The following is a 26,446-nucleotide window of genomic DNA, read 5'->3' as shown; positions in this document are numbered from 1 at the left end:
GCGGCCGTGACCGCCACGCCCGCCTCCCCGCCCCGAGCCGCTACGGATGCACCAGGATTTTGACGGCGGTGTCCTTGTGGTTGATCAGGGTGTCGAACCCCTGCTCCACCAGGTCATCGAGCGCGATCCTCCCGGTGATGAACGGCTTGAGGTCCACCTTGCCCTCCTGCACCATCCTGATGACGGCGGGGTGGTCGCGGACGTAGGCGATGGTGCCGCGCAGGTCGATCTCCTTGAGCACCAGCTTCTGCATGTCCAGCGTGGCCGGAGCGCCCCAGATGGACACGTTCACCACCACTCCCCCTGGCCGAACGGCGTCGAGCATGGTGTCCAGCACCGCGTTCACGCCTGCGCACTCGAAGGCGACGTCCGCGCCGGTCCCGCCGGTAAGTTCCCGCACCCGCTCTGGGACGTTCTCCTTGCTGGGATCCAGCACGTGGTCCGCCACGCCGCTGGAGGTGGCCTTCTCCTTCCGGGCCTGGGTGAGTTCGCTGATGATCGTGGTGACGCCCATGCCCTTGAGGACGGCGGCGGTGAGCAGCCCGATGGGGCCCGAACCGCCCACCAGGGCCGTGTCCCCAGCCTTCACGCCGCTCCGGGCAACGGCGTGGTGGGCCACGGACAGCGGCTCGATCAGCGCCGCCTCATCCAGCGGAATATCCCCGATGGGGTGCACCCACCGCGCATCCACCACGATCTTCTCGCTCAGCCCTCCCCCGCCGCCGGAGAGTCCGATGAACCCCATCTGCCGGCACAGGTGGTAGCTGCCGGCCTGGCACATGTCGCAGGTCCCGTCCACAAAATAGGGTTCGACGACGACGTTGTCCCCCTTAGCCAGGCCCGTCACCCCGTCGCCCACGTCAGAGACCGTCCCGGAGAACTCGTGCCCCAGGGTCACCGGGGATTCCTCGCGGGAGAGCGGGTGCGGATGCCCCGGTGCCGGGCAGAAGATGGGGCCCTCCAGGTATTCGTGCAGGTCGGTGCCGCAGATGCCGCACCAGGCGACGTCGATCTTGACCGCCCCTGCCCGGAGCGTTGGCTCCGGGATGTCCTCGATGCGGATGTCCTTGCGGGCGTGGAATCGTGCTGCCTTCATGATTGGGCTCTACCTTTCAGCGGGTGTGGTGGCTGGGCTGCAGTTCGTAGACCGGCGTCTCCAGCCCTTCCATCCGGGCCTTGAGCTGGAGCGCCAGGTAGGAGGAATAGTGCCGGCTCTGGTGCAGGTTGCCGCCATGGATCCAGAGGTTGGGGACGTTGGTTGGTTTCCACATATTGCGCAGCTCCCCCTCCCACGGACCAGGGTCTTTTGGCGTGTCTGAGCCGTATCCCCAGCACTTGCCCACCTGGTCCGCCACTTCGGGCGAGACCAGGTCAGCCAGCCAGCCGTTCATGGACCCGTAGCCGGTGGCGTAGACAATAAGGTCCGCTTCCAGCTCCGTGCCGTCCGCCATGACCACCGCGTTTCCGGTGATCTTGGAGACCTGACCTGACTTCAGCTTCACCCGCCCGTCAATGATCAGCTGGGAGGCACCGACGTCGATGTAGTAGCCGGAGCCGCGCCGCAGGTACTTCACGAAGAGCCCCGAGCCGTCCACGCCGAAGTCCAGATCGAACCCCGCGGCCTCCAGCTGGGAGTAGAACTGGGCGTCCTGCTCGGCCATCTGCTGGTACACCGGCACCTGGGTTCCCGGCAGGATCCGCATGGGCAGCGAGGCGAACAGCAGGTCGGCCTTCTCGGTGGTGACCCCGTTTGCCAGCGCCTTCTCCGAGTACAGCCCGCCCAGCGCCAGGTCCATCAGGGATTCGCTCCGGGCAATGTGCGTGGAGGACCGCTGGACCATAGTCACATCGGCGCCATGCTCCCAGAGGTCTGCGCAGATATCGTGCGCCGAGTTGTTGGAACCGATCACCACGGCTTTCTTGCCGGTCCAGTCCCCGCCGCCCGGGTGCTGCGAGGAGTGCCGCTGCTCGCCCAGGAAGCTCTCGGCGCCGTCGAACGTGGGGATGTTGGGGTAGCCGGAGACGCCCAGGGCAAACACCAGCTGTTTGGGCCGGAGGGTCACAGGTTCGCCGTTGCGAAGGACGCTGACCACCCATTCCTGCGCACCGTCGTCGAACGTTGTCCCCACGCACTCGGTGCCGGACCAGTAGTTCAGCTCCATGATGCGGGTGTAGTGCTCCAGCCAGTCGCCGATCTTGTCCTTGGCGGCGAAGACGGGCCAGTCGTCCGGGAACTGCAGGTAGGGCAGGTGGTCGTACCAGACCGGATCGTGCAGGTGCAGGGACTTGTAGCGGTTCCGCCAGGAATCCCCCGGCTTCTGGTTCTTTTCGATGATGATGGTGGGCACGCCCAGCCGCCGCAGCCGCGCCGCGAGGCCGATGCCGCCCTGCCCGCCGCCGATGATCACGCAGTACGGCTGCTCCTCATAACCGAGCTTCGCTTCCTGCTCTTCCTTCAGCTCCAGCCAGGACCGGCGTCCCCGGACGATCTCATGGGCCACGCCCTGGTCCCGGCGCGGGCCCTTTTTCTCCTCGAAGCCCTTGAGTTCCTGCATGGTGGTAAGCAGCGTCCAGCACTTGCCGTCCCGCAGCCGGAGGTGGCCGTAGCCCCGGGCAGCACCGGTTTCGAAAGTGATCCAGGCTTCCACTGTTCCGCCGGCGGCGGTGCTGCCGGTGGCGTCCTCGGCCAGGGCCCAGTTGGCAGGCTGCACCCGGTCCAGCGTGGCCTCGAGCATCCGGCGGATATCCGCCTTGCCTTCGAGCGTCTTGAGGTTCCAGGTGAAGGCCACGAAGTCCCGCCAGTAGCCGTCATCCCCGAAAAGCTCCAGCGCCGCGTCCACGTCGCGCCGCTGCAGCGCGTCCTCCAGGCCTTTGAGCCAGGCCTGTGCGGCGGCCGTTGGTGATTCGGTCATGTCCACTCCTTTGTGTGATGGTCCGTGTTCGGTGGGCCCCGTTTCCGGCCTGCCCCCTGCGGTATGCTGGGCGGGCGTGAGCTGCGTCACCCCAGTGAAACGCAGTGGGGGTTACAGCAGCGTTGCATTCAGCACCGCCGGACAAGGGCGACGGCGGTGGAAGGGAGCCATGGACCACGGCCTGAAGTTCTCGGACCCGGCGGCGTATTCGCGGTTGCTGCGCCGCGCCCATGAACAGGTGATCTCCGGCGTTCCGCGCCCCGAAATCCCGGAAGGGCTGGCCAGCTCCTGGCGCCGCTCCATGGCGCTGGGCATCAGCCCCGACCAGCACAGCCCCCGCCACCTGCACGCCGCGTCCGAGGTGCTGGAACTGCGGCGGGAGCACCGGCTGCAGCAGGTCATGCCCGCGCTCAGTGAGCTGCTGGCCGATGACTCCACCGACGGACGGCACCTGCTGGTGCTGACGGACGCCGGCGGCGAGATCCTGTGGCGGGTGGGCAGCCCCCAGGTGCTCCGGCGGGCGGACCGGCTGGAGTTCTCCGAGGGCGCGGACTGGTCCGAGGCCGGAATCGGCACCAACGCCATCAGCGAGGTGCTGGTCACCGGCCGTCCGGTGCAGCTGTTCTCCGCCGAGCACCTGGTCCGCACCCACCACGAATGGGCCTGCACTGCGGCGCCCGTCAGGGATCCCCTGACGGGGGCGTTGCTGGGCGTGCTGGACGTTTCAGGGCCGCTGGAGTCCCTCACTGCGGATACACTGCGCATGGTGCGGTGCGCCGTGAGCATGGCGGAGGCTCTCCTGAGAATGTCCGACGCCGGCACGCCCCTGGGTGCCCCTTCCCCCGCTCCTGTTTCCCGCCAGTCCTCCCGGACCGGATCTGCTGCACGGCCAACGGCGGCCGCCAAGTCGCTTGAGCTGCTCGGCGACCAGCCGGCGGCGGTCTTCCGGGACGGCAGCCGCGTGCCGCTGACGCTGCGCCGGGCGGAGATCCTGGCGCTGCTGGATTCAAGGAGCCAGGGCTGGAGTGCCGAGGAACTGGCCTATGAGCTCCACGGTGATGCGGGCATCGCGGCGTCCATCCGCACCGAAATGTTCCGGGTCCGGTCCCTGCTGGGCGATGCCATAGCGTCCAACCCTTACCGGCTCGGTGAGGGGCTCGCCGGCCGCTCGGACGCGGGCCAGGTGCTGCGGCTGCTGCGCGAGGGCAAGGCGGCTGCGGCGCTGGAAGCGTACCGCGCTCCCCTGCTCAGCCGCTCCGGAAACATGGCCATACAGCTCCTACGGGACCGGCTGGACCTGACACTGCGGGCGGCCGTTCGCGCCAGTACGGACCCCGCTCTCCTCATGCGGTGGCTGTCCACGGACATGGGCTCCGCGGACATGCCGGCGGTGGAGGCGCTGGGGCAACTGGTGGGCCTGCGCGATGCACGGTATTTGTCATTCAGTGCCGGAGCTGCAGCGGCGGATGCGAAACTCGCTTAGCAAATTCTTTTGTCACTAAACCCATCCGACGTGCGATAACGCCGCGAATAGCAGGCATAACCCCTTGGGTTGGCAGGAATATAAACCGGCTAATCCATAAACGCATATCGTATGAGGAGACTATTGTGGCAACACACACCAGCACCGGGATGGCTACCCGCACCAACGTCCAAAAGGCATCACTGGCAGTAGGCGCCGTGTTCCTGCTGGTCGGCATCCTGGGCTTCGTCCCCGGGATCACGGCCAACTTCGACCAGCTGCACTTTGCCGGCCACCACTCCGAGGCCCTGCTGCTGGGCCTGTTCCAGGTCTCGGCCCTGCACAACATCGTCCACCTGTTGTTCGGCGTGGCCGGCATCGCCCTGGCAAAGACGGCCGGCGGCGCCCGCTCCTACCTTCTCTACGGCGGCGTCATCTACCTGGTCCTGTTCGTCTACGGCCTGGTGGTTCCCCAGGACTCGGCCGGCAACTTCGTGCCGCTGAACAGCTTTGACAACATCCTGCACCTGGTGCTGGGCATTGGCATGGTTGCCCTGGCACTGGTCCTCACCAAGGGACACAAGGCCCGCGCCTAAAGGTGTTCCGCGGCGGCGCCCCCGCCGCACCAGAACCACAGTGGCCCCGGCCGCAGTTTCCCGCTGCGGCCGGGGCCATTCGCGTGGGTGGCCTGGACGTCCGGCGGGACTTATGGCACTTCTCCACCGGGGGCATTGCGTGGGAAGTTGCAGGGGTGAGCAGGACACCCCGGCGGGGCCCCCGGCTGCGGAAACGTGAGGCTGCCGGCAGCGGGACAGAAACCAACCATGCTGCCGTCGTAGCCATCAAGGCAGTCCATACCCTGGCGTGGCTGTCAATTGAGTCGTGCGTTGTCTATCTGCTCATCACCGGCCTGGCCGGACGCACCGACAAACGCGTGGGCGTAGCCGCGGCGGTGGTTACCACCGAAACCCTGGTGTTTGCGGGAAACGGGTTCCGCTGCCCCCTGACTGGCCTGGCCAAGCGGTACGGCGCCGAGTCCGGCTCCGTCACGGACATCTACCTGCCCCGGTGGTTCGCGCACAACCTGCCGGCCATCCACACTCCCCTGCTGGCACTGATGGCCTACCTCCACGTGAAAAACCTCCGCCGCGGGCGGGCAACGGGGTTATAGCTTTCAGCCTGCAGGCGGCGGCTGGACCGCATTGTTCGCATTGACACGGCCGTTGGCCCAGTAGGTGCCGGTGCCGGGGATGTTGTCGGCGCTTGATTGGACCTTCTCCCGGATGGCCTTGTTGTCCAATCCGGGGTTGATGCTCCAGACGAGTGCGGCCGTGGCAGCCACAATCGGCGCGGACATCGAGGTGCCGTTGCCCACGTCGTAACCCATCGAGCGGTTGTTCTGTGTTCCCAGGTAGAACTTGTGGTTCGGGAAAGTGGAGTAGACGTTGACGCCGGGGGCAGCGATGTCCACCCAGCTTGCCCCGTAGGTGGAGAAGGAGGCCTTGGCGTCCTTGTTGTCGGTGGCTGCGACGGCGATGACGTTGGTGTATCCGGCCGGGTAGATTTTGGTCTGGTTCCCGCCGTTGCCCGCCGCGGCCACCAGCACGGCGCCCTTGGCCCAGGCGTTGTTGACGGCAGTCTCCAGAGTGCGTGATGCCCGGACGCCAAGGCTCATGTTGATCACCTTCGCCCCGTTAGTGACCGCCCAGTTGATCCCGTTCGCCAGGCCTGAGCTCGAACCCACGCCGCTGTCGTTGAGGACTTTGCCGTCCAGGATGCTGCACCCCGGACATACCCCGGCAACGCCGATGGTGTTGCCTTCGGAGGCGGCAACGGTACCGGACACGTGTGTGCCGTGGCCGTAGTTGTCCTCGCCGGTGCTGGCACCACTGAAGTTGGCCCGCGCCACAACCTTCGGTGCGATGTCCGGGTTGTCACTGGCAACTCCGGAGTCGAGCACGGCAACCCTAATGCCAAGGCCCTTGGTGACGCCCCACGCTTCAACGGCGTCCACGTCCGCGTCCGCTGTGCCCCCGCCGACAGTCAGCGTGCCGGCGGTGTTCGTGAAGGACTGGCCACTGTTGTTCAATGCGTACTGGCGGTCGATGTACTGGTCGGCGGCAGCGGGAGTGACGATTTGGTCCGGCTCGGCGTACTCGACGGCCGGGTTGCGGCCCAGGGCGTCAACGAGCTGGAGTTCTTTCCCGGCCGGAACCTTGATCAGGCGGGCGCCGGTGCCGCCGATTTCGGGTCCGTCGCTGAGGCCGTACCCTCGCAGCACCGCGGCCGCCGCGCCGTGGTCCCGGAACTTGACCATGATCTGCCCGGCTGTATGGGACGGGCCGGCCGCGGCGCCCGGGGCTGCCTGGGTGACGCCGCCCAGCACCAACGCTGCCGCTGCGAAACTGGCCGTAAGAAGTCTTTTCATCCCGTCATTTTGCTCCCCGCAGCCCTGGCTGGATAGGGGCTTCAGTGGAGTTGTTGGGCGCAGCAAAAGGAATCTGATCAAAAAGACATCTCTTGTCACGCAGTTAACTGTCCATTTACATTCCCCTCAAGACCTGTCCAACCGGCCTCCCTAGGTTCGGACGCATGGACAACATCTCCCGCAGATCCCTCATTTCCGCCGGCCTGGGTGCCGGGCTTGTCGCCGCCCTGCCGGGTGCCGCCGTCGCCGTGTCAACAGCAGACGACGCCGGCCTCCGCACCGATCCGTTCATGCTCGGCATAGCGTCGGGCGAGCCGTGGCCGGACGGCTTCGTGATCTGGACGCGCCTGGCGCTGGACCCCCTGGCCGAGGACGGCCTCGGCGGCATGCCCGCACGCCCGGTCCCCGTGGCCTGGGAAGTGGCTGAGGACGCAAGCATGCGCTCCGTAGTAGCCCGCGGCGTCGAACACGCCCGGATTGAAACCGCCCACTCCGTCCACGTGGAGCTCCAGGGCCTGAAGCCCGGCCGCGAATACTTCTACCGCTTCCGCAGCGGCCGCCACCTCAGCGCCGTGGGCCGCACGCTCACCAGCCCCGCGCCGCACGAGACGCCTGCCGCGCTGGCCATGGCGTTCGCCAGCTGCTCCCAGTACGAGCACGGCTACTTCACCGCCTACACGCGCCTGGCCGAGGACCAGCCAGACCTGGTGCTGCACCTGGGCGACTACCTGTACGAGTACAAGAAGGACAGCTACGTGATCGGCGGCGGGAACCCGCGCGACCACCAGGGCCCGGAGACCACCACGCTGCAGGGCTACCGGCAGCGGCACGCGCAGTACAAGTCCGACGCCGACCTGCAGGCAGCGCACGCGGTGGCGCCCTGGCTGGTGGTGTGGGATGACCACGAGGTGGACAACAACTGGGCGGACGAGATCCCGGAGAACCGCGACGCGGGCCAGCTCAACGACACCACCGAGCGGTTCCGCCAGCGCCGGGCCGCCGCGTTCCAGGCGTACTACGAGAACATGCCGCTGCGGAGGTCCTCCGTGCCGGCCGGGTTCGACATGAAGATCTACCGCACCATCCAGTGGGGCCAGCTGGCCAACTTCCACATGATGGACACCCGGCAGTACCGCGACGACCAGCTCGCCGGTGACGGCTGGAAGAAGAACGTGGCCGAACGCCTCGCGGAAAACCGGACCATCACCGGCGCGGAGCAGGAGAAGTGGCTGCTGGACGGGTTCCGGAACTCCACGCAGCGCTGGGACATCCTGGGCCAGCAGGTGTTCTTCGCCGAGCGGGACCGGGCCCAGGCGCTGGAGATCGACGACGTCTCCATGGACGGCTGGGACGGGTACGCCGCCTCCCGCCGCCGCATCACCCAGGGCTGGCTGGACGCGAAGGTGCGCAACGCCGTCGTGCTCACGGGCGACGTGCACCGCAACTGGGCCAACGACCTCAAGGTGGACTACAAGGATCCTGCCTCGCCCGTGGTGGGCTCGGAGCTGGTGTGCACGTCCATCACCTCCACCGGCAACGGCACCGGCTCCACCACGGACCCGGTCATGGCGTGGAACCCGCACCTGAAGTTCTTCAATGACAACCGCGGCTACGTGAACACCAAGATCACGCGGGATGCCATGACGGCGGACTTCCGCACGCTGGACTACGTGACGACGCCGGGCGCACCGGTCAGCACGAAGGCCTCGTTTGCCATCCAGGATGGCGTGCCGGGCCTGCAGGCGCGCGGGTAAGCGGTCGGACTGGTACCGAACTGCGCAACTCTTGGGCCCGCTGCTGCTGCGGGCCCAGGAGTTGGCGCGGGTTCCGTGTGGCCGGGCAGCTGGTCACCAGACCGAGTCGCCCCGCAGGACGGCGTCGCTGCCGCCGTCAACGTAGATGACCTGCCCGCACAGGTGCGTGTTCTCTTCACTGTTGAGCCACGCCAGCAGGCGGGCGACGACGATGGGCTCGGCAATGCCGTTCAGAGGCATAGGGACCACGTGCAGCAACTGCTCCCGTGCTTCCGCGGTGGCGATCAGGCCGGCTGTCATCGGGGTGGCGATGATGCCGGGCGCTGCGGCATTCAACGGGATGCCGGCCCCGGCCCACGCCGCTGTGGCGGCCTCGCGGCGGACCCACCGGGAGAGCGCCAGCTTGGCCGAAGCGTAGATCAGTTGTCCCGTGGTTACCGGATCCCTGGCCAGTACCTCAGCGCGTGCCATGGCCGCTGACTCATCCCCGTCGGTCAGCAGGGCAACGAGCTCACCGTCGCCGGGCAGGAGGGCGGCCATTGAGGAAACGAGGACTGCCCGTGGAGCCTCTGATCCCGCCAGAAGGGGCCGGAGGCCTTCAAGGGTGGCCACCGTGCCGAAGAAGTTCACGGCCACGGTGGCGGGCGCCGGGACGGCCAGGCCGGCGACGGCGTAGACGGCATCGATGGATCCGCCGCTGATCCTGCCTGCCTCCTGGACCAGGGCCGCGCGCCCTTCAGCGGTGGAAAGATCCACCACCACCTCGGCGTCATGGATGTCCACCCCAATGACGCGTTCGTCCCGCTGCTCGAGCAGGTCTTTCGTTGCCTTCCCGATGCCCGAGGCAGCGCCGGTGAGGACAGATGTGCGGGGCATGGTGCCTTCTTTCCCTCGCTATCCAGCATGTGCCCACTGTGCCCGGCTGCCCGGCGCGCGGCCAGAGTCCAAGGGCCCATGAGTCCAAAGGCCCGTGGATGGCACGGCGGTTGTCCGCGCCCTCGCCCGTTCAGAAGGGTGGCGGCGGGGTGGCCGGCGAAATTCGTAGCCCCAACACGGAAGGGCCCGGGCCCGGTTTGAAACCGGACCCGGGCCCTTACGGCGCTTGGTCGGCGAGTCCTGCAGCGGCGGCTCAGCCCAGGATGAGGTTCAGGATGAACAGCAGCGGGATGGAGCCGGCCCAGACAGCTGTGGTGATGCCGGACCAGCCGCGGAGTGCCGCGGTGCCTTCAAGCCCAGTGAACCGGGTGACCACCCAGAAGTAGGAGTCGTTGAAGTAACTCAGGATCATGGATCCGGCGGTGCAGGCCATGGCCGCCACCAGCGGATCGATACCCAGCGTGCCCACCAGCGGGGCGGTGACCGAAGCGGCGGTGATCATTGCCACGGTGCCCGAGCCCTGGGCCAGCCGGACCAGGGTGGCCACCAGGAACGGCACCAGGAAAGCGGGCAGTGCCGTAGCGGCGATGGCTTCGGCCAGGGCGTCGCCCACGCCCGAGCTGCGGAGGACCTGTCCCAAGGCACCGCCGGCACCGGTGATCAGCAGGATGAGGCCGGCCGAAGCGGCAGCCTCGGCAAACCAGTGCTGGACCCGGCTGCGCGGGGTCCACCGCGGCAGCAGGACGTAGACGGCCAGCAGGACGCCGATGATCAAGGCGATCACCGGGTTGCCGATGAAGGCGAAGGGAACAACCCAGGCGGAGGGTTCGTACTTGCCGCCCACAACGCCCTGGGCGTTCTGGTCCATGGCGCCGGTGACCGTGTTCAGCACGATCAGCAGCAGCGGAACCAGCAGGGGCAGGGAGGCCAGGAACGCGCCGACGCGGTGCGGCTTGGCGCCCTCCGGCGGAGTGCCCAGGTCCAGTTCGGGATCGTCCGGGAGGTCTTCGTCCTGCGCAGGGGTGTCGTCGGCGGTGCTGGTTCCCGTGCTGCCGTGGTGGGATCCTTCGGAGGCACCCACCAGTGCGGCGCGGCCGTAGACGGCCTCGCGGACTTCCTCGGTGACGGCGCTTTCGAGCTTGGGTCCCATCCACTTGGCGTAGGTCACGGCAATCGGCAGGAGCAGGACGGTGAACACCAGGCCGGTAAGGATGACGGCGCCCAGGTCCGCGCCCAGCAGGCCGGTGACGGCCAGGGGTCCGGGGGTGGGCGGGACCAGGTGGTGCGTCAGGGTCATGCCGACGCCCAGTGCCAGGGCCAGGGTCACGTAGCCGGCGCGCTTGACCCGTGCGATGGAGCGGGCCAGCGGGTTCATGATCACGTAGCCGGAGTCGCAGAAGACCGGGATGGACACCAGGGCGCCCACGGTGCCCATGGCCCAGGGCTCCCGGCCCTTGCCGAAGAGCCGCAGGAAGGCCAGGGCCAGCGCGTTGGCGGCGCCCGAGACTTCAAGGATCTTGCCGATGGCCACGCCGAGCCCGATCACGATGCCGATCGAGGCAAGGGTGTTGCCGAAGCCCGTGGTGATGGCTTTGACGATGTCGAGGGGGCTTTGGCCGGCCACGAGGCCGGTCACGAGGGCGGCGATGAGCAGCGCGACGAACGCGTCGAGCCGGGTGCGCAGTACGAGCACGACGATGGTCGCGATGCCCAGTACCAGCGCAAGTAGCAGTTGTATATCCACGTTGATGTACTCCTTGGGGACAAGAGCCCGGGCGCGCTGCCCGGCTCTCCTCGAAGGACGCCAGTGCCTTTTGGAATTGACTCCGTCGAGTGACGGGTGCCACACTATCGGGACATAAGACATCTGACAAGCCAACGGAGGAGGGATGCCGGTGAGCCGCATAACGCTGGCGGACTCTGTGTTCGCCGACCTCCTGGAACGCATCCTCTCCGGCGAGCTCCCGCCCCAGTCCTCGCTGCCGGCCGAGGCGGAGATCGCCAGGGTGGCCGATGTCAGCAGGCTGACGGTCCGCGAGGCACTGAAGACCCTGCAGGCCCGGAACATCGTCACGGTGCGGCGCGGCCTGGGGACCTTCGTGAACCATCCCGAGGAATGGACCGGCCTGGAGGCTATCCTCCGGGCCGCGGCCCGCGGCACCGGGATTGACGAGGCAGCCCTGAAGCTCCTCGAGGTCCGCCGCATTATGGAAACCGGGGCAGCCGAACTGGCCGCCCGGCACGCCACGGCCGAGCATTTTGCCGCCATGGAGAAGGCGATTGCGGACCTGGAAACAGCGCACGAGGCCGCAGACCTGGACGCCGTGACCCTGGCGGACCTTGCCTTCCACAACGTCGTGTTCAAGGCGTCGGCGAACCCGTTCCTACCGGCGCTGCTGGGCCAGCTGGGCCACCTGCTGTACACCACGCGGCGGGAAACTTCGGCCTTCCCGGAAGTCCAGCGCCATGCCCTGGAGCACCACCGGCTGGTCCTGGCGGCGATTGCCACGGGAGAACCGGAAACAGCCCGCAAGGCCATGGACGAGCACATCAACCAGACCTACGACGACTACGCACGCTTCATCAAAGCCCAGGAATCCAACACAGGAGCTGAACCAGAATGACCGACACCACCGCTTTTCCCGCTGCCCGCACGGCCGTCCTGACCGGCGCCGCCTCGGAGCGCGGCATTGGCCGCGCCACTGCAGACAGGCTGGCCCGCGAGGGCTGGAACATTGCCATCCTGGACATCGACGGCGAGGCTGCCGCCCTGGCCGCCAAGGAGATCGGGGACAAGCACGGCGTGCAGGCGCTGGGGCTGCAGACGGATGTCTCGGACGAGGCGTCCATCGATGCCGCCATCAGCAAGGTGGAGGCGGAACTGCCTCCCATCGTGGCGCTGGCCAACATCGCCGGCATCAGCTCGCCGCGGCCCTTCATGGAGGAAACCAAGGAAGGCTGGGAGCGGGTCTTCGCGATCAACATGACCGGGACGTTCCTGGTGACCCAGCGCGTGCTGGGCGGCATGATCGACCGGAAGCTTGGCCGGGTGGTGAGCATCTCGTCCATCTCCGCCCAGCGCGGCGGCGGCACCTACTCCAAGGTCGCCTACAGCTCCGCCAAGGCCGGCATCATCGGTTTCACCCGGGCGCTGGCACGCGAGATGGGCGAGCACGGGATCACCGTCAACTGCATCGCCCCGGGGCCCGTGGACACGGACATCATGGGCGGCACCCTGACCGATGAGCGGAAGAAGGAGATGTCCAAGGACATCCTGGTGGGCCGCGTGGGAACCGTGACTGACATGGCCGCTTTGATGGCCTTCCTCATGGGCGAGGACGCCGGTTTCATCACCGCGGCCACCTACGACATCAACGGCGGACTGCAGGTTTCCTAGGGCGGTTTCAGGCGGGTGCCTGCGTAGCCTCTCCTGCAAAAGTACGACGGCGGCGCGGCTGGCATTCCTGCCGGCCGCGCCGCCGGTTGTTATGGACTGAGCCGTGGCTGGCTTAAGGCGACAGGACCGCAGGCGCGCAGGCCGCCGTCGTCAAGCAGTGGCGCTGCCCGGGGAGGTTGGCGACGCTGGTGTGGCGAGCTGGGCCGCGATCTCGTCAGTCCAGGCGTCGATGGCGGTCCAGTCCCGAAAGTCCCCAAAGCGGCCGCCGGTGATCCGGAACAGGACGCGCAGCGCCGACGACATCTGGTCTGCCTTGTAGACGCCGGAGAACATTCTGTGGCCGCGAAGGGCAACGTCCTGGGGCAGGGCTCCTGCCAGGCGTGCCTGTTGCAATGCCGCGCCTTTTTTGCGGAACGGCTTTGGCAGCGCGTCGGCCATCCCCACGTTGAAGGCCCAGACGGGCCGCTTGGCCAGCTCGGGAGCATGCCGGGCGAAGAACTGACCGGCCGCGGGCAACCACGACTGATTGTGGACGGCGCTGCCAACCACAACAGCGTCGTAACCGGAAAGGCTCTCAACCTCGTCCACGGACCGGCACTCGACGCCGTCCAGCGCAGACGCCATCCGGTCAGCCATATGTTGGGCAATCTCCTGCGTCGAACCCATCGCGCTGGCATAGGCAACTAAAACAGTCATGGGTGTCCTCCAATCTTGGCTTCTTCAGTTTGAGGGACACTGTGCCGGCCGGGACGTGCCATTGGTCCCGGAAATGGGCCCTGACCCTAGCCGGACTCCTCGTCGTTCGCGGTGTCCTCGACCCAGTCGATGGCGTCGTCCGGGAAGTAGTGCCCCGGGGTTTCATCCTGGCCGGCCCACCAGGAGTCGTCGCTGGCCGGTCCGCCTGCCTCCGCAATCTCGGCCACTATTGCCGCCGGAACCTGATCGCCGTTGTTGTTGATCAGCCACTGCCGCGTCGATGGCTGCAGTTTCGTCCACCACTGTTCGATGCCCATGGCCGAAGTGTCCCATGCCGGCAGGACTGGCGTCACCGCCCGCACAAAGTCACCGCCCGCACGAAGCCGGCGGCAGCACCGCCGTCGTACTCTCTGTATTACTGCGCTGCGGAGCGCGTTCCCGCGTCCGTGCTGGCTCCCGACGTCGGCACGAAGTTCCAGTCGAAGGACCCGTCCACCCGCAGAGTCAGTCGGAGGAACCCGTGGGTGTCGCTGAAGCGCTTGACGATGTACGGCGGGCTGCTGGTGAAGGGGCGGAGGCCGACGCCTCCCGTGGAAACCTGGAACGACGTCATCCCGTCGCTGACGCACTGGTCAGCGTTGTTCACCGGGCAGGAACGTTCGTAGTTGTGCTGCGACCCGGACAGGGTCAGGCGGACACCGTGCTTCCACATCACGTCGATCCACGGTTTGTGGTCCATGTTCCGCTCATGCGTTTCCGTGCTGGACGTGAAGTAGGGCTCGTGATGCACCACCGCCAGGTGCTTGCCAGCAGCCTTGGCGGCAGCAAGGTCCCGGTCCAGCCAGGTGGTCAGCGCCTGGGCCCGCGCCGGGTTGTACCGCCAGTGCGCGGAGGACAGGAACGCGAAATGCCAGTTCCCAAAGTCCCTCGAGTAGGGCTGCCCGTTTTCGATGAACCCGCGTTCATGGTTGATTGCAGCCTTGGCGGAGGACCCCGGGCACTGGCCGTTCATGAAATCGTCGAGGTCCTCATTGCGGCCGGGCTTCCAGTCATGGTTGGGGGCCGATATCCAGTACAGCTTGGGCAAAGTGCCGGCCCAGAGCCTCGTCCAGTACTTCACATAGTCCTCGCAGTACGCGGCGTCGTACTGGAAATCTCCGATCCCCAGGAACGCGTCGATCTCGTTGTTTTGCACCAGCCGCGTGATCGCCGCAGCGTTCCGGCCGGACGGGCTCTCAGGAGCATAGGTCCGCACGCCGTTCATGTCGCCCACTGCAGCGATCTGGACATCACGGAGGGGAAAGACAGGCTTGCCATGCGGCGGTGGCAGGGCTGCCGTAGGGGTGGCTGCCGGGGACGAAACAGTTGGGGACGGCTGGTCCGGCGGCTGCGGAGTAGGTTGCGGGGTGAAAGTGCAACCCGCAACAGAGACGGCCAGGAGGGTTGCAGCGGCTGCGGCCACGCTCCGGAGGGATCTGTGCCGCGGGAGTGCTGGCTGCATCCGATAACCCTCCAGGAAGCCGGCCCGCAGGTCATCCCGCGAGGGACAACCAGGCGCACCGGCACCTCTGATGTTCCTTAGGCCTGGATGGGCTGTCAAGGGAGCGTGATCCCTTGACCGGCCCAACAGCTGCGGCTGGAGCGGCGACGGCGGAGCTACGTCCCCGTTGATGGTGCGGTTGCCGCCGGCGAGAGGCAGCCGCTTCCGTAGCCTGTCAGGGGTCAAGCCGCTTGCGCAGGAGGCAGAACTCGTTGCCCTCAGGGTCGGCCAGGACGTGCCACTGCTCGCTGCCGGTCTGCCCGACGTCGGCGGGGCGGGCCCCCAGGGCAAGCAGGCGTTCCAGCTCGGCGTCCTGGTCCCGGTCCACCGGGTTGACGTCAATGTGCAGGGGGAGGCGTCCGGTCCGCGGGTTGCTGCTCGGGCTCAGGATGATGGTGGGCTGCAGGCCGCCGAACCCGGCGTCCGGCGGGCCGATCTCGATGGCACCGTCCTCCCGGTCGAGCTCGACATATCCGAGCACCTGGCTCCAGAACCCTGCCAGGAGTTCCGGATCGGCACAGTTGATGACCAGTTCGCTGATACGGGAGACCATGAACCCCAGTGTACGAAGACCATGACCGGACTGTCCGGTATTTATTGCTTGTCCAAGACATGCGCCGAGGCGAGGCGTCGGGCGTTTCGCAGTGGACACTCCCCCGGATCGGTATCACCTGCCAGTCCTGCGCAACTTTGCCTGTCAACGGGTCACGCCTACTTTTAGGGATGAGTGCGCCTCGAACGCAGTCACATGTACGTGTGCCAAATACCAGGGTGGCATTACCCTCCGTTAACGCGCGGGTAGCGGCCATTCAGCCAATGCAGTCCAGGACCTGTAAAATCTTTTGGTGCCTTTTTCAAAACCCCTCCCCCGCCCTTTCAGCTGCCGCCGTGCCGAGTCCCTGGCCGGTGAGACATCATGATGCTGGGGCGCCGGCGGTTCTTGGAGTGGATTGGGGCTGCGGCAGTAACGGCCGGGGTGCCCAGCGCGCTTACTCCCCCGGCCGCGGCGGTTGTTCCCTCCCCTGCCTACGCGAACACCCGCTTCATCAGCAGCGGCGGGGACGATGCCAACCCGGGCACCAAGGCAGCACCTTGGCAGACGCTTGGAAGGGTCCGGGCGGCGCTTGACACCGGCGAAGTGGGGCGCGGCGACGCAGTCTTGTTGCGGCGCGGCGACGTGTTTTGGGGCTCCCTTAAGGTTCCCGTACTGAAAGGGACAACGGGTGCTTTTACCCTCGGCTCCTACGGCAGTGGAGCGCTGCCGCAGATCAACGGCTACAAGGTGAGCACGGACGCCTGGGCGCTGCACAGCCCCAACGTCTGGAAGCTGGACCTGACGGCCGGATCCGGGGAGTTCACCGGCAACACGGCCGGAACCTCAACCGACGTCGGATTCCTGAAGGCCGGCGGCACCATGCACGGCTGGAAGCGGTGGAACCTGGCTGACCTGGCGCAGGACTGGGATTTTTACAGCGACGATACCCACGTGTACGTGAGGCTGGGCGCATCCCCGGGTGCCGGGGTGGAGATAGCCGTGAAGCAGCAGGGTTTCCGTCCCGCCTCCAACACCAACGCCTCGGACCTGCACATCCTTGGCCACGGTGCCCACGGCGTAGGAATTTACGGGACCCAGAATGCGCAGATCACGGACTGCCTGATCGAGGAAATCGGCGGTTCGCGGGTATCAAAGACCACCCGGTACGGGAACGGCGTGGAAATCTGGATTGGCTGCGCGAACGTGCTGGTCCAGGGCAACACGATCCGGCAGACGTATGACACGGGCACCACCATGCAGGGCAGTGCCGAGGGATCCAACGTTGCGTGGACGGACTGCAGGTTCGTGGGCAACACCATTGAGAACTGCAACCAGAGCCTGGAGGTCTGGTCCCGGGGAACACCGGCTGCAGGTACGGGACACATCCGGTGCTCGTTTACGGACAACAACTGCCGCGATGCCGGCTTCTCCTGGGCTGCCAATATCCGGCCGGACCAGGCCGGCATGGGCACGCACCTGCTGACCTATGACGTGGAGCTGCCCTGCGACATTGAGATCGCCCGGAACAGTTTTGTGGGCGCCAAGGACAACTTCGTGCGCTCCAGCGGCGCCGGGCGGCAGATCCCGGAGGGCATCAGGACCCACAGCAACACCATCTTGCTGGACGGCGGGCAGAAGATTGCCTATCAGCATCCCGAAACCATCGAGCAGCTCGACGCATGGCGTTCCCGTACCGGCAATGGACAGGGGTAAGGCCATCGGGCCCCTGCCGGGCGTCTCTCGATGATGCAGCGGTTCCCGTCTTAGGACGGGGCCTGCTCATGTGCATCGATGGATTCGGCGATTCGTTTGATCGCGGCGAGCGTTTTCGGAATGCCGTCAAGCGCCTGCTGGGTGCGGTCGGCGATCTGGGTTGTTGCCCCTTCGCCGAACTTCTCCTCGAACATGGCTATTCCGTCCGGCAGGAATTCCCACGACTCGGTGAGCGTGGTCCCGCCGTCTGCCGGGGCCAGGGTGAAGCCCCAGCGGACAAATTTGCCGCCCACCACCCAGGCGAACTCGCGGCCGCGCTCGGCAGCCACCACCTGGGACCGGGTCTCCCAGGTCCGCTGGGGCAGCTCATTGCGCCCGGTGAACCAGGCACCGGGTTGGCCGGCGCTGTCCTCGTCGTCCCACCAGCACCGCGTGCAGATCGGGCTCCACTCACCGGTGCGGGTGATGTCGGAGACCAAGTCGTAGAGCGTCTCGGCTGATGCCTGGACCGTGATGGACTCCTGGTATTGGCGGACGCTGCTCTGGTTCATGTATCCATCCTTACTGAGGCTCATTTCTTCTGACGCCGGCTGCCGCCGTGCCAGTCCTCCTGCTGGCCGACGGTGTCTGCGTCGACGCCGAAGGCAGGAAGCTGCGGCTGCTCCCGTAGGCTTCGCTTGAGCTCCGCGAAACCGGGGAACCGTGCCAGCCCCACCACGTGGTCCCACAGCTCGGCGGCCGACTGGTCGTCCGGCAGCCGGCTGATGACCGGCCCGAAGAAGGCAACTCCGGCGGGCGGCTCAAAGTGGATGATGGGCGTGCCCACATCCTTGCCTGTTAGCCCCAGCGCCTCATCCGTTTCCTGCCGGATCTCGCGGTCCCAGGAGTCGTCGTCGAGTGCGTCCGCGAGCGCCAGGGGCAAGCCGGCCTGGGTGAGGATCGGCTCCACAAACCCCCGCGTTCCCCGCCGCTCACGCACTTCGCCCTCGCTGCTGGCCGTGTCCGGGGCAGCTTCGAAGATGTGGGTCCCGAACGCCTCGTACAGCCGGGCGATCGACTCGCGGCCATGCTCCGCACGTGCCCGGGCCGCCACCCGCAGAAGCCGGAGCCCGGCCGTGTGTCCGGCCTCGTACTCAGGCGGAAAATGCGCGTCATAGTCAACCTCGGCGTTGATCAGACGCAACGAAATGAACCGCCAGTCCACGGTGTACTCGCGCTGGGCCTGCACCTGCCGCACCCACTTGCTTGTCATCCAGGCGAAAGGGCAGACCGGGTCGAAATAGAAGTTGATGTCGGCATTCACGCGTCCACCCTTGCACCTGTTAGTGACCTGCGCCTAATCAACAAGTACGGCCCAGAGAGGCTGCGAGAGCGTCACGGGAAAAGCCGCAGCGAATGATAGAGCGTCGGGGGTTACTCGCCGCGGGCGGTGGACAGGTGGTTCGCGGCAGCGATTTCCAGGTGCGTGAGGTCGGAGGCCACCGTGACAAACGTGAACCCCTCGGCGATGCGCTGGGCCGCAATCTCACCGCTCGCCGTATGGATCGCAGCAATGACTCCCGCGTCCTGGGCAGCCTCCCGGATAGTGACCAGCGCGGCGTTGAACTCCTCGGCCACGTCGGGGTCATTCGGGAACTTGCCGCCCACGGCCAGGCACAGATCGGACGGCCCGATGTATACGCCGTCGATCCCGGGCACGGCACAGATCTCCTTGACGTTGGCCAAACCTTCGGGCGTCTCGATCATGGCAAGGCACAGCACGGTGGCGTCCGCTTCGGCAGGCTTAGGGCCAATGCGAAGTGCGGATCGCATGGGACCGTAGGACCGCATGCCGTGGGGAGGGTACCGAACAGCCTGGACAGCGGCGGCTGCCTCCTCGGCGTTGTTGACCAGCGGCACAATGACCCCCGCCGCGCCCGCATCCAGCGCCTGCCCGATGAACGCAGCATTGTTTGACGGGACGCGGACAATGCCAGCAGCCCCTGCGGCGTCGATCGCCATCAGTCCGTGCAGCCAGCCGGAATACCCCATGAGGCCGTGCTGCGCATCCAGCGCCACGTAGTCATAGCCCAGCCGCGCCACGCGCTCGGTGGACACCGGCGAGTCAAGGACCACCCAGTATCCGACGACGGGCTCATTGGCTCGGGCTTTTGCGGCAAACGATGCGGCACTCATGGAATATTCCTCTTCAGTTCAGGCAAGGCGGGAGGACAATCCCGCTGATCAGTTGGTCTTATTCGGTGAGGCTAGCGGTTGTAGTTGGGCATCGGGCCTCGGGTTACGGCAGCCACCGCGTCGCACGCCGCCACGACGTCCTCGGGCAGCGGGCCCTTGGCAGCGGCGGCGATGTTGGCCTGCAGCTGCTCGACTTTGGAACCGCCCAGCAGGATGGACCCGACGCCCGGCTTGCTCAGCAGCCAGCGGAAGGACAGTTCCGGCAGCGGCAGTTCGGCACCGCTTGCGATCTCGGCGAGCTGCCGGACGGCCTCGAAAAGCCGGGGGTCCCAATAGCGCTGCTTGTACATCTCGGCGAGCCGGGAGTTGCCGAACCGGCCTTCCGTGGGCGACTCGGTAAAGGAGTGCTTCCCGGTCAGCAGGCCACCGCCCAGGGGGTTGTAGACCATGGTCAGCAGCCCGGTGTGCTGGGCGAATTCCATGTACTCGTCCTCGATCCGTGTGGCCAGCAGGTTGTACAGCTGCTGGGCCACCACCGGGCGGGGTACGACGGCGGCGTCTGCCGCCGCGTTCAGCTCACTGATCTGCCACGCGGCGTAGTTGGACACGCCCCAGGCGCGGACCTTGCCGTCGCTGATGAGCTGCCCGACGGCGTCGAGCGTCTCCGTGAGCGGCGCCTTCCGGTCCGGCTGGTGGAGGTAGAAGAGGTCCAGCCGGTCTGTCGCCAGGCGGCGCAGGCTGCCTTCAACCGAGCGGCGGAGCCCGTCGGCGGACAGCGGTGAGTTGTCGCCGGCGTCGGGGTGCGGCATCCCGGCTTTGGAGGCGAGAATGACGTTGCCGCGGTGTCCCGGCAGGAGCTTGGCAAGGATTTCCTCGCTGGCTCCCCCGGCGTATCCGTTGGCAGTATCCACCACGGTGATGCCGGCGTCGAGCGCTGCTGCCAGCATGTCCGCAGCCACCTCTTCGGAGGCGGTATCGCCGAACGTCATGGTTCCCAGCGCTAGTTGTGAAACGGGAAGATCCAGGCCCGTCACGTTTGTTCCCTGCATCAGTGTTATTCCTCCATCAGTATGGGCGCCGTTGCTCGGCCCTTGCTCAATAGGTTGTGGCCGCGCCGGTCAGGCAACGGAATTAGCGGGTTCTTCGTTGCGGAGCACCCGCGCCACGTCCTCCACCACCATGACGCCCATGGTGGCGTTTGCCTGGTCCGTGAAGGCGCCGATGTGGGGGGTGAGGATGACGTTCGGTGCGGTCCGGATGGCGCTGCCCTGCAAGAGCGGCTCCACGCTGAAGGCGTCCAGTGCCGCGCCGCCGAGTTGGCCTGCGTGAAGGCGTTCGGCGAGCGCATCCTCGTCGACCAGTCCCCCGCGGGCCGCATTGATGAGGAAGGCGCCCTGCTTCATGGTGGAGAGCGCGGCGGCGTCCAGCAGCGGCGGATCACCTGGGGTTCCGGGCATGTGCAGGCTGAGGAAATCTGCTGAGGCGATGCAGTTCTCCAGGCTCGTCTGGACTGTATCCAGCGAGGGAAAGACCTCAGCGGGCAGGTAGGGATCGTAGGCCACCACCTTCATATCAAAGGCGCGTGCCCTGCGGGCCACCGCCTGACCGATCCGGCCAAAGCCCACCAGGCCAAGGGTGCGGCCGGTCAGTTCGACGCCGGTGAAACGGTTCCAGCCCCCGGCCTGGGTGGAGAGGTGGGCCGGGATGATCTGGCGGGCCAGGGCGAGCATCAGGCCAAACGTCAGGTCGGCGACGGCACCGGAGTTGGAGCCCGGCGCGTTCACCACCCGGACGCCGGCCGCGGCAGCAGCGGCACAGTCGATGTTGTCCACCCCCACACCATGCTTGGCAACAACCCTCAGGTTGGGTGCCGCCGCGAAGACGGACGCGTCCACGGCGTCTAGGCCCACGATGAGGGCATCAGCGTTCCCGATCTCCTCCGCGAGGTCGGCTGCGGAGAGCGGGTGCGGCTTAACCGGACGGCGCACGGAGAAGCCGTGATCCTCCAGGGCCTGCCAAGGTGCCCTGGACTGCTGGCCGAAGCTGGGGGTGGTGATGAGGATTTCCACGGAAGACGAACTCCAAACTCTGGTGGGTGGTGACTATCCGATTTCCACGCCGAAGACGGTGAGGATGGAGTAGACGCCGATGAAGAGGACCGAGAGGCTGCTGAAAACCAACGCTACAGTCCAGAAGTTGCTGGCCCGGAAGCGGCGGTCCACCTGCCGGCGCAGGTGCCAGACCGCGATGACCACGGCCACCAGGAAGATGCCGGAGGCAACACCGCCGATCTGCACCATGATGACCGGGGACTTGATGGCCAGGAAACTGGCGGCCCAGATGATGGGCATGACCACGGTGAGGACGGAGATGATGCGCTTGCGCTTGGCTACGTCCTTCCAATCGAAGACGCCCAGGATGCCCAGGGTGTTGGTCCAGAGGCGCGGCACCGACGCGGTCGAGGCAACCAGCGTGGAGTAGAGGACGGCGAAGGCGCCAATCAGGAACACCCAGTGGGCCCAGCCGCCCATGGTGTCCGTATACATGCGGGAAAGGGTGACGATCATTTCGTTGCCCTTGGGGACGAGGTTCTGGGGGTGCAGGACGGCGGCGCCGATGATGTAGAAGGACAGCGTGCAGAGGGTGCAGATGACCCAGGAGACCAGGGCATCGAGGCGCATGACCTTGATCCAGCCCTCTGCGCGTTCCGCGCGTTCGGCGGTGCCGTCCTGGGGCCCGGTCCAGCGGGCGTAGCCCTTTTCGAGGCACCAGTAGGTGTAGGTGGTCATCTCGTCGGAGCCGACGCCGGTCAGGCCGAACATGGCGATGGCGAACCCGATGGCTCCGGCGGGCAGGGCAAAGCTCAGGCCGGTGGCGAGGTCGCCGCCGTCGTAGCCGAAGTCGGTGAGCGGCAGGCCAAGCGCCAGCGCCACCGTGACGATGGTGAAGACGACGACGGAGACGAAGGCTGCACGTTCAACCACGGAGTACTTGCCGCTGACCATCATGGCGATAACGGAGGCCATGACGATGACGGTCCAGAAAGTCAGGGACGGCGTCTCCAGCGGACCGCTCATCACGGGGAACATGATGGAAATACAGGCCACGGCGCCGCCGATGATGCCGCCACGCTGCAGGATCTTGGCGAAGTCCATCAGGATCCAGAGGAAGTTTATCCAGCTGCCCCGACGGGTCTTGGGGCCTACCTGGCTGTAGCCTTCAAGGGCGGTCTTGCCGGTGAGGATCGACCACTGCGCGAGTTCCATCTGAACCCACACCTTAACCGCCGTTGAGACGATGACCAGCCAGAGAAGGACGAACCCTGCCTGGGCTCCCAGCGCGGTGGTGGTGATGAGCTCGCCGGAACCGACAACAGCGGCGGACAGGATCAGGCCAGGGCCAAGGTAGCGGAAGCGTCCGCGGAACGTTGTGGGTGCGGCCACCGCGTCCTCGGGACGGAGCTTGTAGGGGTCCGCCAGCTTGGCGGGGTCTTGTTCCGCTGTTGTCAGTTGCGTGGTCACAGCAGTCTCCTTCGACTATGGATGTGGAACAGCTTGGAAGCCCAAATCTGAACGACTGCGGTGAGCCAGTAGACCTGTAGCGCCGCTCACATTTCCACACTTGCGCGATTCGCGCAAGTTCTATAGCGTGATTTATGCAACCGAAGTCCTAGGAGTCCCTTTTGTCCACGTATGTCATCGCCGACGATCTGTCCGGAGCGGCGGAAGCAGCTGCCGTCCTGGCAGTGTTGGGCGATGATGTTGCGCAGAACGCGCAGGCCGGCGCTCCGGTATTGCTGGAGCTGCTCTCCGCTGGTTCCCTGCACGGTGGAGCGTTGACTGCCCTTCCGGGCCCGGCCGATATCTTCGTGGTGGATTCCGGAAACCGGCATCTCACTGCACCTGAGGCTGCAGCCCGGATGCGTGTGCTGCTGGCTGAACGGCCTGCCGGACGCGACGTGTTCCTCAAGTTCGATTCCCTCCTGCGGGGGAACGTGGAGGCCGAGCTCGCGGCAGCAATGGAAGCTGGCCCGGTGGCTTTCTGCCCCGCGCTCCCCCACCTTGGCCGCACCGTCCGCAACGGCGTCCTGGAAATTGACGGCACCCCGCTGCATCAGACTGCCCTGTGGCAGGCGGAGCCCACGGGCCCGGGCCGCTCAATGGCCGGCCACCTGGCCAACGCGTCACCCGCCGTCGTACCCCTGCCCACGGTGCGTGGAAGAGATCTGGCGGATGTCCTTGCCGGCCTCGCCGCCGAGGGCCGCCTCGCCGTGTGCGACGCCGCAACACAAGATGACCTGGACCTCATTGCGACGGCGGCGCTTGGCCAGGGCATCGTCCTCGCAGGTGCCTCGGGACTGGCCGCAGCAATGCGACGAAGCCGCCCCACGCCGTCGGACGTTCCCCAAACAGCACCTGCGCAGATCAAGCAGTCCCCTGTGATGTTCATCCTGGGGACCGCCAGCCCGTCGGCGAAGGCCCAGCTGGCTGAGCTGGAGCTGATGGGAGTGACGGTCCACCGCGTCCATCCCGAAAACATCCCGGCCTTTGACCCGGGGGCTGACGGGACCACCGCCGTTGTGGTGGAAGGTCACGTCGACCCATCGCGCTCCGGAGAGATCGTTCGATCACTGGCTGAGCTGGCCCGGCGGACCCAGGCAGGCCGGCACCTTGTGCTCAGCGGCGGGGAAACAGCTCGGGCAGTTTTGGACGCCCTGGGAATCCGCACACTGCACCCCATGTCCCAGGCCCATCCCGGCGCCGTCGTCAGCGTTACCGACGGTGGACGCTTGGTGGCCACGCGCCCTGGCAGTTTCGGTGACCGTCACAGCCTTACGAAAATTCTTTCAACCATGCAGGCCCTAGAAGCCGCCAACTCTGGAAAGGTCTCACTATGAGCACTTCTTACATCGCCGTCACTATGGGTGACGGCGCCGGCATTGGACCGGAAGTCATTGTGCCTGCAGTCCTGGACCAGGGCATCCTGGCCGAGTGCCGGCCCGTGGTGATCGGCGACGCGCTGCGCCTGCGCCAGGCCGCGGACGTCCTGGGCATCCACGCGGACATCCAGAGCATCGAAGACGTGGAGGATGCGGTGTTCACGCCGGGCCGGGTGAACGTGATCGACCTGGCGCTGCTGCCGGAGGACCTGCCGTGGGGCCAGCTCTCCCCCGTGGCCGGGCATGCCGCGTACGAGTACATCCGGGTGGCCAGTGAGCTGGCGATGGCCGGAAAGGTGCAGGCCATCTGCACCGCGCCACTAAACAAGGAGGCGCTGCATGCCGCCGGGCACATCTTTCCCGGGCACACCGAGCTGCTGGCACACCTGACGGGCACGGAGGAAGTGTCCATGATGCTTTCCACGCCCAAGATCCGGGTGATCCACGTGACCACGCACATCGGGCTGATGGATGCCATCCGCAAGATCAACCCGGACCTGGTGGAGCGCACCATCCGCCGCGGCCACGAGGCGCTGGTCCGGGCGGGCATCCCGAACCCGAAGATCGGTGTCTGCGCTATCAACCCGCATGCCGGCGAGAACGGCCTGTTCGGCCAGGGCGAGGAAGCGGAGAAGATCGAACCCGGCGTGAAGGCCGCGCAGGCTGCCGGGATCAACGCGGTGGGCCCGCTGCCGGCGGACACGCTGTTTTTCCTGGCCGGCCGGGGCGATTACGATCTGGTGGTGGCCATGTACCACGACCAGGGGCACGGGCCGGTGAAGGTGCTGGGCATCGAGGCCGGCGTGAACATCACGGTGGGCCTGCCGGTGATCCGCACGTCCGTGGACCACGGCACCGCGTTCGACATCGCCGGCAAGGCGATCGCCGATTCGCGGTCCATGGTGGAGGCGCTGCACCAGGCGGCGGAGATGGCCACCCGGCCGGCCGTGGCCGTGTAGGCGTTGCTGCGGGGACTGGGCGGGGGCCGGAACTAGCATGGTTACCACTGCCACGGGAAGGAGACCGGGAATGCTCAGCGCAAACGCGCGGCGCGAGGAGATCTACCACCTTGCCGTGACCACCGGCCTCGCCTCCGTGGAGGAACTCTCCGCCCGGTTCGAGGTGACGGCCTCCACCATCCGCCGCGACCTGGCGCTGCTGAACGGGCAGGGCCGGCTGGCCCGCACGTACGGCGGGGCCATGGCTCTGGGCGCGCACCCGGAGGCGTCGCTGCGCCAGCGCACCGGCGAGGCGTTCGAGCAGAAGCACGCCATCGCCCGCTGGGCGGCGTCCGTGATCCGGCCCGGGGAGAACATCCTGCTCGACGCCGGCTCCACTGTGGGTGCCCTGGCCCACGAACTGCGCGGCTTCGAGAAGCTGTCCGTGACCACGCCGGGCATCAACACCATGCAGGAACTGGCCGACTCCGAGGGCATCGAGGTGGACTGCCTGGGCGGCCGACTGCGGAGCCTGTCGCAGAGTTTTGTGGGACCGCTGGCCGAGGCCGCGCTGGAGCGGATGAGCTTTGACCGGGTGTTCCTAGGTGCCGACGCCGTCACCGCCGAGGACGGCATCTGCGAAGCCGACCACGCCCAGACCCGGCTCAAGGAGCTCATGGCCCGGCGTGGCCGGGAGGTCTATGTCCTGGCTGATTCCTCTAAGCTCGGGCTCCGGCCGTTCCACGCGTGGGCGCGGCTCGCTCTTCCCTGGACTTTAGTGACGGACGACGGCGCCGAGCCGGAGCAGGTGCAAAAGTTCCGGGACGCGGGGGTCCAGGTTGAGGTGGCCGCGCTCGGTGGTTAAGCCACGGGAAAGTCTCGATGCTCACGCACCCTGGAGGCGAGGGATTCTCGCACGACTGCACTGCGTACAGGGTTTTTATTCGAAGCAATAACAACCGCGACGTCACTGGTAATAAAACTCGGAGGTGCTGAGGCCATCGGAGGAATGGTGCCGCTACCGCTTTCAAAAGTGGGGGCCAGTACACCCCCACTCCGGGGCTTTTGGTTTCTACGCGAC

At 66.6% G+C, this 26,446-nt stretch carries 25 protein-coding genes; 10 read left to right on the top strand and 15 right to left on the bottom strand.

Features of this window, described 5'->3' with window-relative positions; translation table 11 throughout:
• Window positions 1-40 precede the first annotated feature (40 nt).
• Both ABRP28_RS01110 and ABRP28_RS01105 read right to left on the bottom strand, forming a co-directional pair.
• Window positions 41-1,096: a 2,3-butanediol dehydrogenase gene (locus ABRP28_RS01110; RefSeq protein WP_350004336.1), complete on the bottom strand. Its 1,056-nt coding sequence runs from the start codon at window positions 1,094-1,096 to the stop codon at window positions 41-43.
• A gap of 16 nt (window positions 1,097-1,112) precedes the next feature.
• The gene (locus tag ABRP28_RS01105) at window positions 1,113-2,912 is read right to left on the bottom strand and encodes an NAD(P)/FAD-dependent oxidoreductase (RefSeq protein ID WP_350004337.1); all 1,800 of its coding nucleotides are present in this window, start codon (window positions 2,910-2,912) and stop codon (window positions 1,113-1,115) included.
• A gap of 169 nt (window positions 2,913-3,081) precedes the next feature.
• Between ABRP28_RS01105 and ABRP28_RS01100 the strand changes: the two genes are divergently transcribed.
• The 3 genes from ABRP28_RS01100 to ABRP28_RS01090 all read left to right on the top strand — a co-directional run bounded on the left by ABRP28_RS01100 (window position 3,082) and on the right by ABRP28_RS01090 (window position 5,545).
• Window positions 3,082-4,395 carry a GAF domain-containing protein gene (locus ABRP28_RS01100; RefSeq protein WP_350004338.1) on the top strand — a complete coding sequence of 438 codons (1,314 nt, stop codon included), beginning with the start codon at window positions 3,082-3,084 and terminating at the stop codon, window positions 4,393-4,395.
• A 125-nt stretch (window positions 4,396-4,520) separates the two neighbouring features.
• The gene (locus ABRP28_RS01095; protein WP_350004339.1) at window positions 4,521-4,970 is read left to right on the top strand and encodes a DUF4383 domain-containing protein; all 450 of its coding nucleotides are present in this window, start codon (window positions 4,521-4,523) and stop codon (window positions 4,968-4,970) included.
• Between the two features lie 155 nt (window positions 4,971-5,125).
• On the top strand, window positions 5,126-5,545 hold the full coding sequence (locus ABRP28_RS01090; RefSeq protein WP_350004340.1) for a hypothetical protein: 420 nt from the start codon (window positions 5,126-5,128) through the stop codon (window positions 5,543-5,545).
• A gap of 3 nt (window positions 5,546-5,548) precedes the next feature.
• Here ABRP28_RS01090 and ABRP28_RS01085 read toward each other — a convergent pair whose 3' ends face one another.
• Window positions 5,549-6,802: a S8 family serine peptidase gene (locus ABRP28_RS01085; RefSeq protein WP_350004341.1), complete on the bottom strand. Its 1,254-nt coding sequence runs from the start codon at window positions 6,800-6,802 to the stop codon at window positions 5,549-5,551.
• A 164-nt stretch (window positions 6,803-6,966) separates the two neighbouring features.
• Between ABRP28_RS01085 and ABRP28_RS01080 the strand changes: the two genes are divergently transcribed.
• Window positions 6,967-8,556 carry an alkaline phosphatase D family protein gene (locus tag ABRP28_RS01080; protein WP_350004342.1) on the top strand — a complete coding sequence of 530 codons (1,590 nt, stop codon included), beginning with the start codon at window positions 6,967-6,969 and terminating at the stop codon, window positions 8,554-8,556.
• Between the two features lie 93 nt (window positions 8,557-8,649).
• On the opposite strand, the gene ABRP28_RS01075 is transcribed toward ABRP28_RS01080, so the two are convergent.
• Together ABRP28_RS01075 and ABRP28_RS01070 are read right to left on the bottom strand one after the other, a co-directional pair.
• Window positions 8,650-9,432 carry an SDR family oxidoreductase gene (locus tag ABRP28_RS01075; protein WP_350004343.1) on the bottom strand — a complete coding sequence of 261 codons (783 nt, stop codon included), beginning with the start codon at window positions 9,430-9,432 and terminating at the stop codon, window positions 8,650-8,652.
• Between the two features lie 253 nt (window positions 9,433-9,685).
• Window positions 9,686-11,176, bottom strand: coding sequence for a GntP family permease (locus ABRP28_RS01070; RefSeq protein WP_350004344.1), 1,491 nt, complete (start codon window positions 11,174-11,176; stop codon window positions 9,686-9,688).
• 145 nt (window positions 11,177-11,321) lie between these two features.
• Between ABRP28_RS01070 and ABRP28_RS01065 the strand changes: the two genes are divergently transcribed.
• Together ABRP28_RS01065 and ABRP28_RS01060 are read left to right on the top strand one after the other, a co-directional pair.
• Window positions 11,322-12,056 (top strand): FadR/GntR family transcriptional regulator, encoded by a 735-nt coding sequence (locus tag ABRP28_RS01065; RefSeq protein WP_350004345.1) that lies wholly within the window; start codon window positions 11,322-11,324, stop codon window positions 12,054-12,056.
• Window positions 12,053-12,829, top strand: coding sequence for an SDR family NAD(P)-dependent oxidoreductase (locus ABRP28_RS01060; RefSeq protein ID WP_350004346.1), 777 nt, complete (start codon window positions 12,053-12,055; stop codon window positions 12,827-12,829). Before ABRP28_RS01065 ends, ABRP28_RS01060 begins: the two co-directional genes overlap by 4 nt.
• A 150-nt stretch (window positions 12,830-12,979) precedes the next feature.
• Here ABRP28_RS01060 and ABRP28_RS01055 read toward each other — a convergent pair whose 3' ends face one another.
• The 4 genes from ABRP28_RS01055 to ABRP28_RS01040 all read right to left on the bottom strand — a co-directional run bounded on the left by ABRP28_RS01055 (window position 12,980) and on the right by ABRP28_RS01040 (window position 15,618).
• Window positions 12,980-13,525, bottom strand: a complete 546-nt coding sequence (locus ABRP28_RS01055; protein ID WP_350004347.1) for a flavodoxin domain-containing protein — start codon at window positions 13,523-13,525, stop codon at window positions 12,980-12,982.
• A gap of 86 nt (window positions 13,526-13,611) precedes the next feature.
• On the bottom strand, window positions 13,612-13,842 hold the full coding sequence (locus ABRP28_RS01050) for a hypothetical protein (protein WP_350004348.1): 231 nt from the start codon (window positions 13,840-13,842) through the stop codon (window positions 13,612-13,614).
• Window positions 13,843-13,940: 98 nt separating this feature from the next.
• A complete protein-coding gene (locus ABRP28_RS01045) occupies window positions 13,941-15,026 on the bottom strand; it encodes a hypothetical protein (protein ID WP_350004349.1) in 1,086 nt (361 codons plus the stop codon).
• A gap of 214 nt (window positions 15,027-15,240) precedes the next feature.
• On the bottom strand, window positions 15,241-15,618 hold the full coding sequence (locus ABRP28_RS01040; RefSeq protein ID WP_350004350.1) for a VOC family protein: 378 nt from the start codon (window positions 15,616-15,618) through the stop codon (window positions 15,241-15,243).
• A gap of 423 nt (window positions 15,619-16,041) precedes the next feature.
• On the opposite strand from ABRP28_RS01040, the gene ABRP28_RS01035 reads away from it, so the two are divergent.
• Window positions 16,042-17,313 (top strand): right-handed parallel beta-helix repeat-containing protein, encoded by a 1,272-nt coding sequence (locus ABRP28_RS01035; RefSeq protein ID WP_374152906.1) that lies wholly within the window; start codon window positions 16,042-16,044, stop codon window positions 17,311-17,313.
• 50 nt (window positions 17,314-17,363) lie between these two features.
• Here the strand turns inward: ABRP28_RS01035 and ABRP28_RS01030 are convergent, their stop codons facing one another.
• From ABRP28_RS01030 to ABRP28_RS01005, 6 genes are all read right to left on the bottom strand, one after another.
• The gene (locus ABRP28_RS01030) at window positions 17,364-17,864 is read right to left on the bottom strand and encodes an SRPBCC family protein (protein WP_350004352.1); all 501 of its coding nucleotides are present in this window, start codon (window positions 17,862-17,864) and stop codon (window positions 17,364-17,366) included.
• A 20-nt stretch (window positions 17,865-17,884) separates the two neighbouring features.
• Window positions 17,885-18,616, bottom strand: a complete 732-nt coding sequence (locus ABRP28_RS01025) for a DsbA family protein (RefSeq protein ID WP_350004353.1) — start codon at window positions 18,614-18,616, stop codon at window positions 17,885-17,887.
• Between the two features lie 110 nt (window positions 18,617-18,726).
• Window positions 18,727-19,488: an aldolase/citrate lyase family protein gene (locus ABRP28_RS01020; RefSeq protein WP_350004354.1), complete on the bottom strand. Its 762-nt coding sequence runs from the start codon at window positions 19,486-19,488 to the stop codon at window positions 18,727-18,729.
• Window positions 19,489-19,559: 71 nt separating this feature from the next.
• Window positions 19,560-20,537 carry an aldo/keto reductase gene (locus ABRP28_RS01015; RefSeq protein WP_350004355.1) on the bottom strand — a complete coding sequence of 326 codons (978 nt, stop codon included), beginning with the start codon at window positions 20,535-20,537 and terminating at the stop codon, window positions 19,560-19,562.
• 69 nt (window positions 20,538-20,606) lie between these two features.
• Window positions 20,607-21,557, bottom strand: coding sequence for a phosphoglycerate dehydrogenase (locus ABRP28_RS01010; protein WP_350004356.1), 951 nt, complete (start codon window positions 21,555-21,557; stop codon window positions 20,607-20,609).
• A gap of 33 nt (window positions 21,558-21,590) precedes the next feature.
• Window positions 21,591-23,009 (bottom strand): Nramp family divalent metal transporter, encoded by a 1,419-nt coding sequence (locus ABRP28_RS01005; protein ID WP_202884266.1) that lies wholly within the window; start codon window positions 23,007-23,009, stop codon window positions 21,591-21,593.
• A gap of 161 nt (window positions 23,010-23,170) precedes the next feature.
• On the opposite strand from ABRP28_RS01005, the gene ABRP28_RS01000 reads away from it, so the two are divergent.
• The 3 genes from ABRP28_RS01000 (at window position 23,171) to ABRP28_RS00990 (ending at window position 26,230) form a co-directional block, all read left to right on the top strand.
• The gene (locus tag ABRP28_RS01000; RefSeq protein ID WP_350004357.1) at window positions 23,171-24,385 is read left to right on the top strand and encodes a four-carbon acid sugar kinase family protein; all 1,215 of its coding nucleotides are present in this window, start codon (window positions 23,171-23,173) and stop codon (window positions 24,383-24,385) included.
• Window positions 24,382-25,386 (top strand): 4-hydroxythreonine-4-phosphate dehydrogenase PdxA, encoded by a 1,005-nt coding sequence (gene pdxA, locus ABRP28_RS00995; protein WP_350004358.1) that lies wholly within the window; start codon window positions 24,382-24,384, stop codon window positions 25,384-25,386. Before ABRP28_RS01000 ends, pdxA begins: the two co-directional genes overlap by 4 nt.
• Before the next feature lie 70 nt (window positions 25,387-25,456).
• The gene (locus ABRP28_RS00990) at window positions 25,457-26,230 is read left to right on the top strand and encodes a DeoR/GlpR family DNA-binding transcription regulator (protein WP_350004359.1); all 774 of its coding nucleotides are present in this window, start codon (window positions 25,457-25,459) and stop codon (window positions 26,228-26,230) included.
• Window positions 26,231-26,446: the final 216 nt, after the last annotated feature.

The sequence above is a fragment of the Pseudarthrobacter sp. WHRI 8279 genome (assembly GCF_040224115.2).
Classification (GTDB): Bacteria; Actinomycetota; Actinomycetes; order Actinomycetales; family Micrococcaceae; genus Arthrobacter.
Note: the sequence above shows the minus strand (reverse complement) of the source record. Positions and strands in the feature narration are given on the sequence as shown.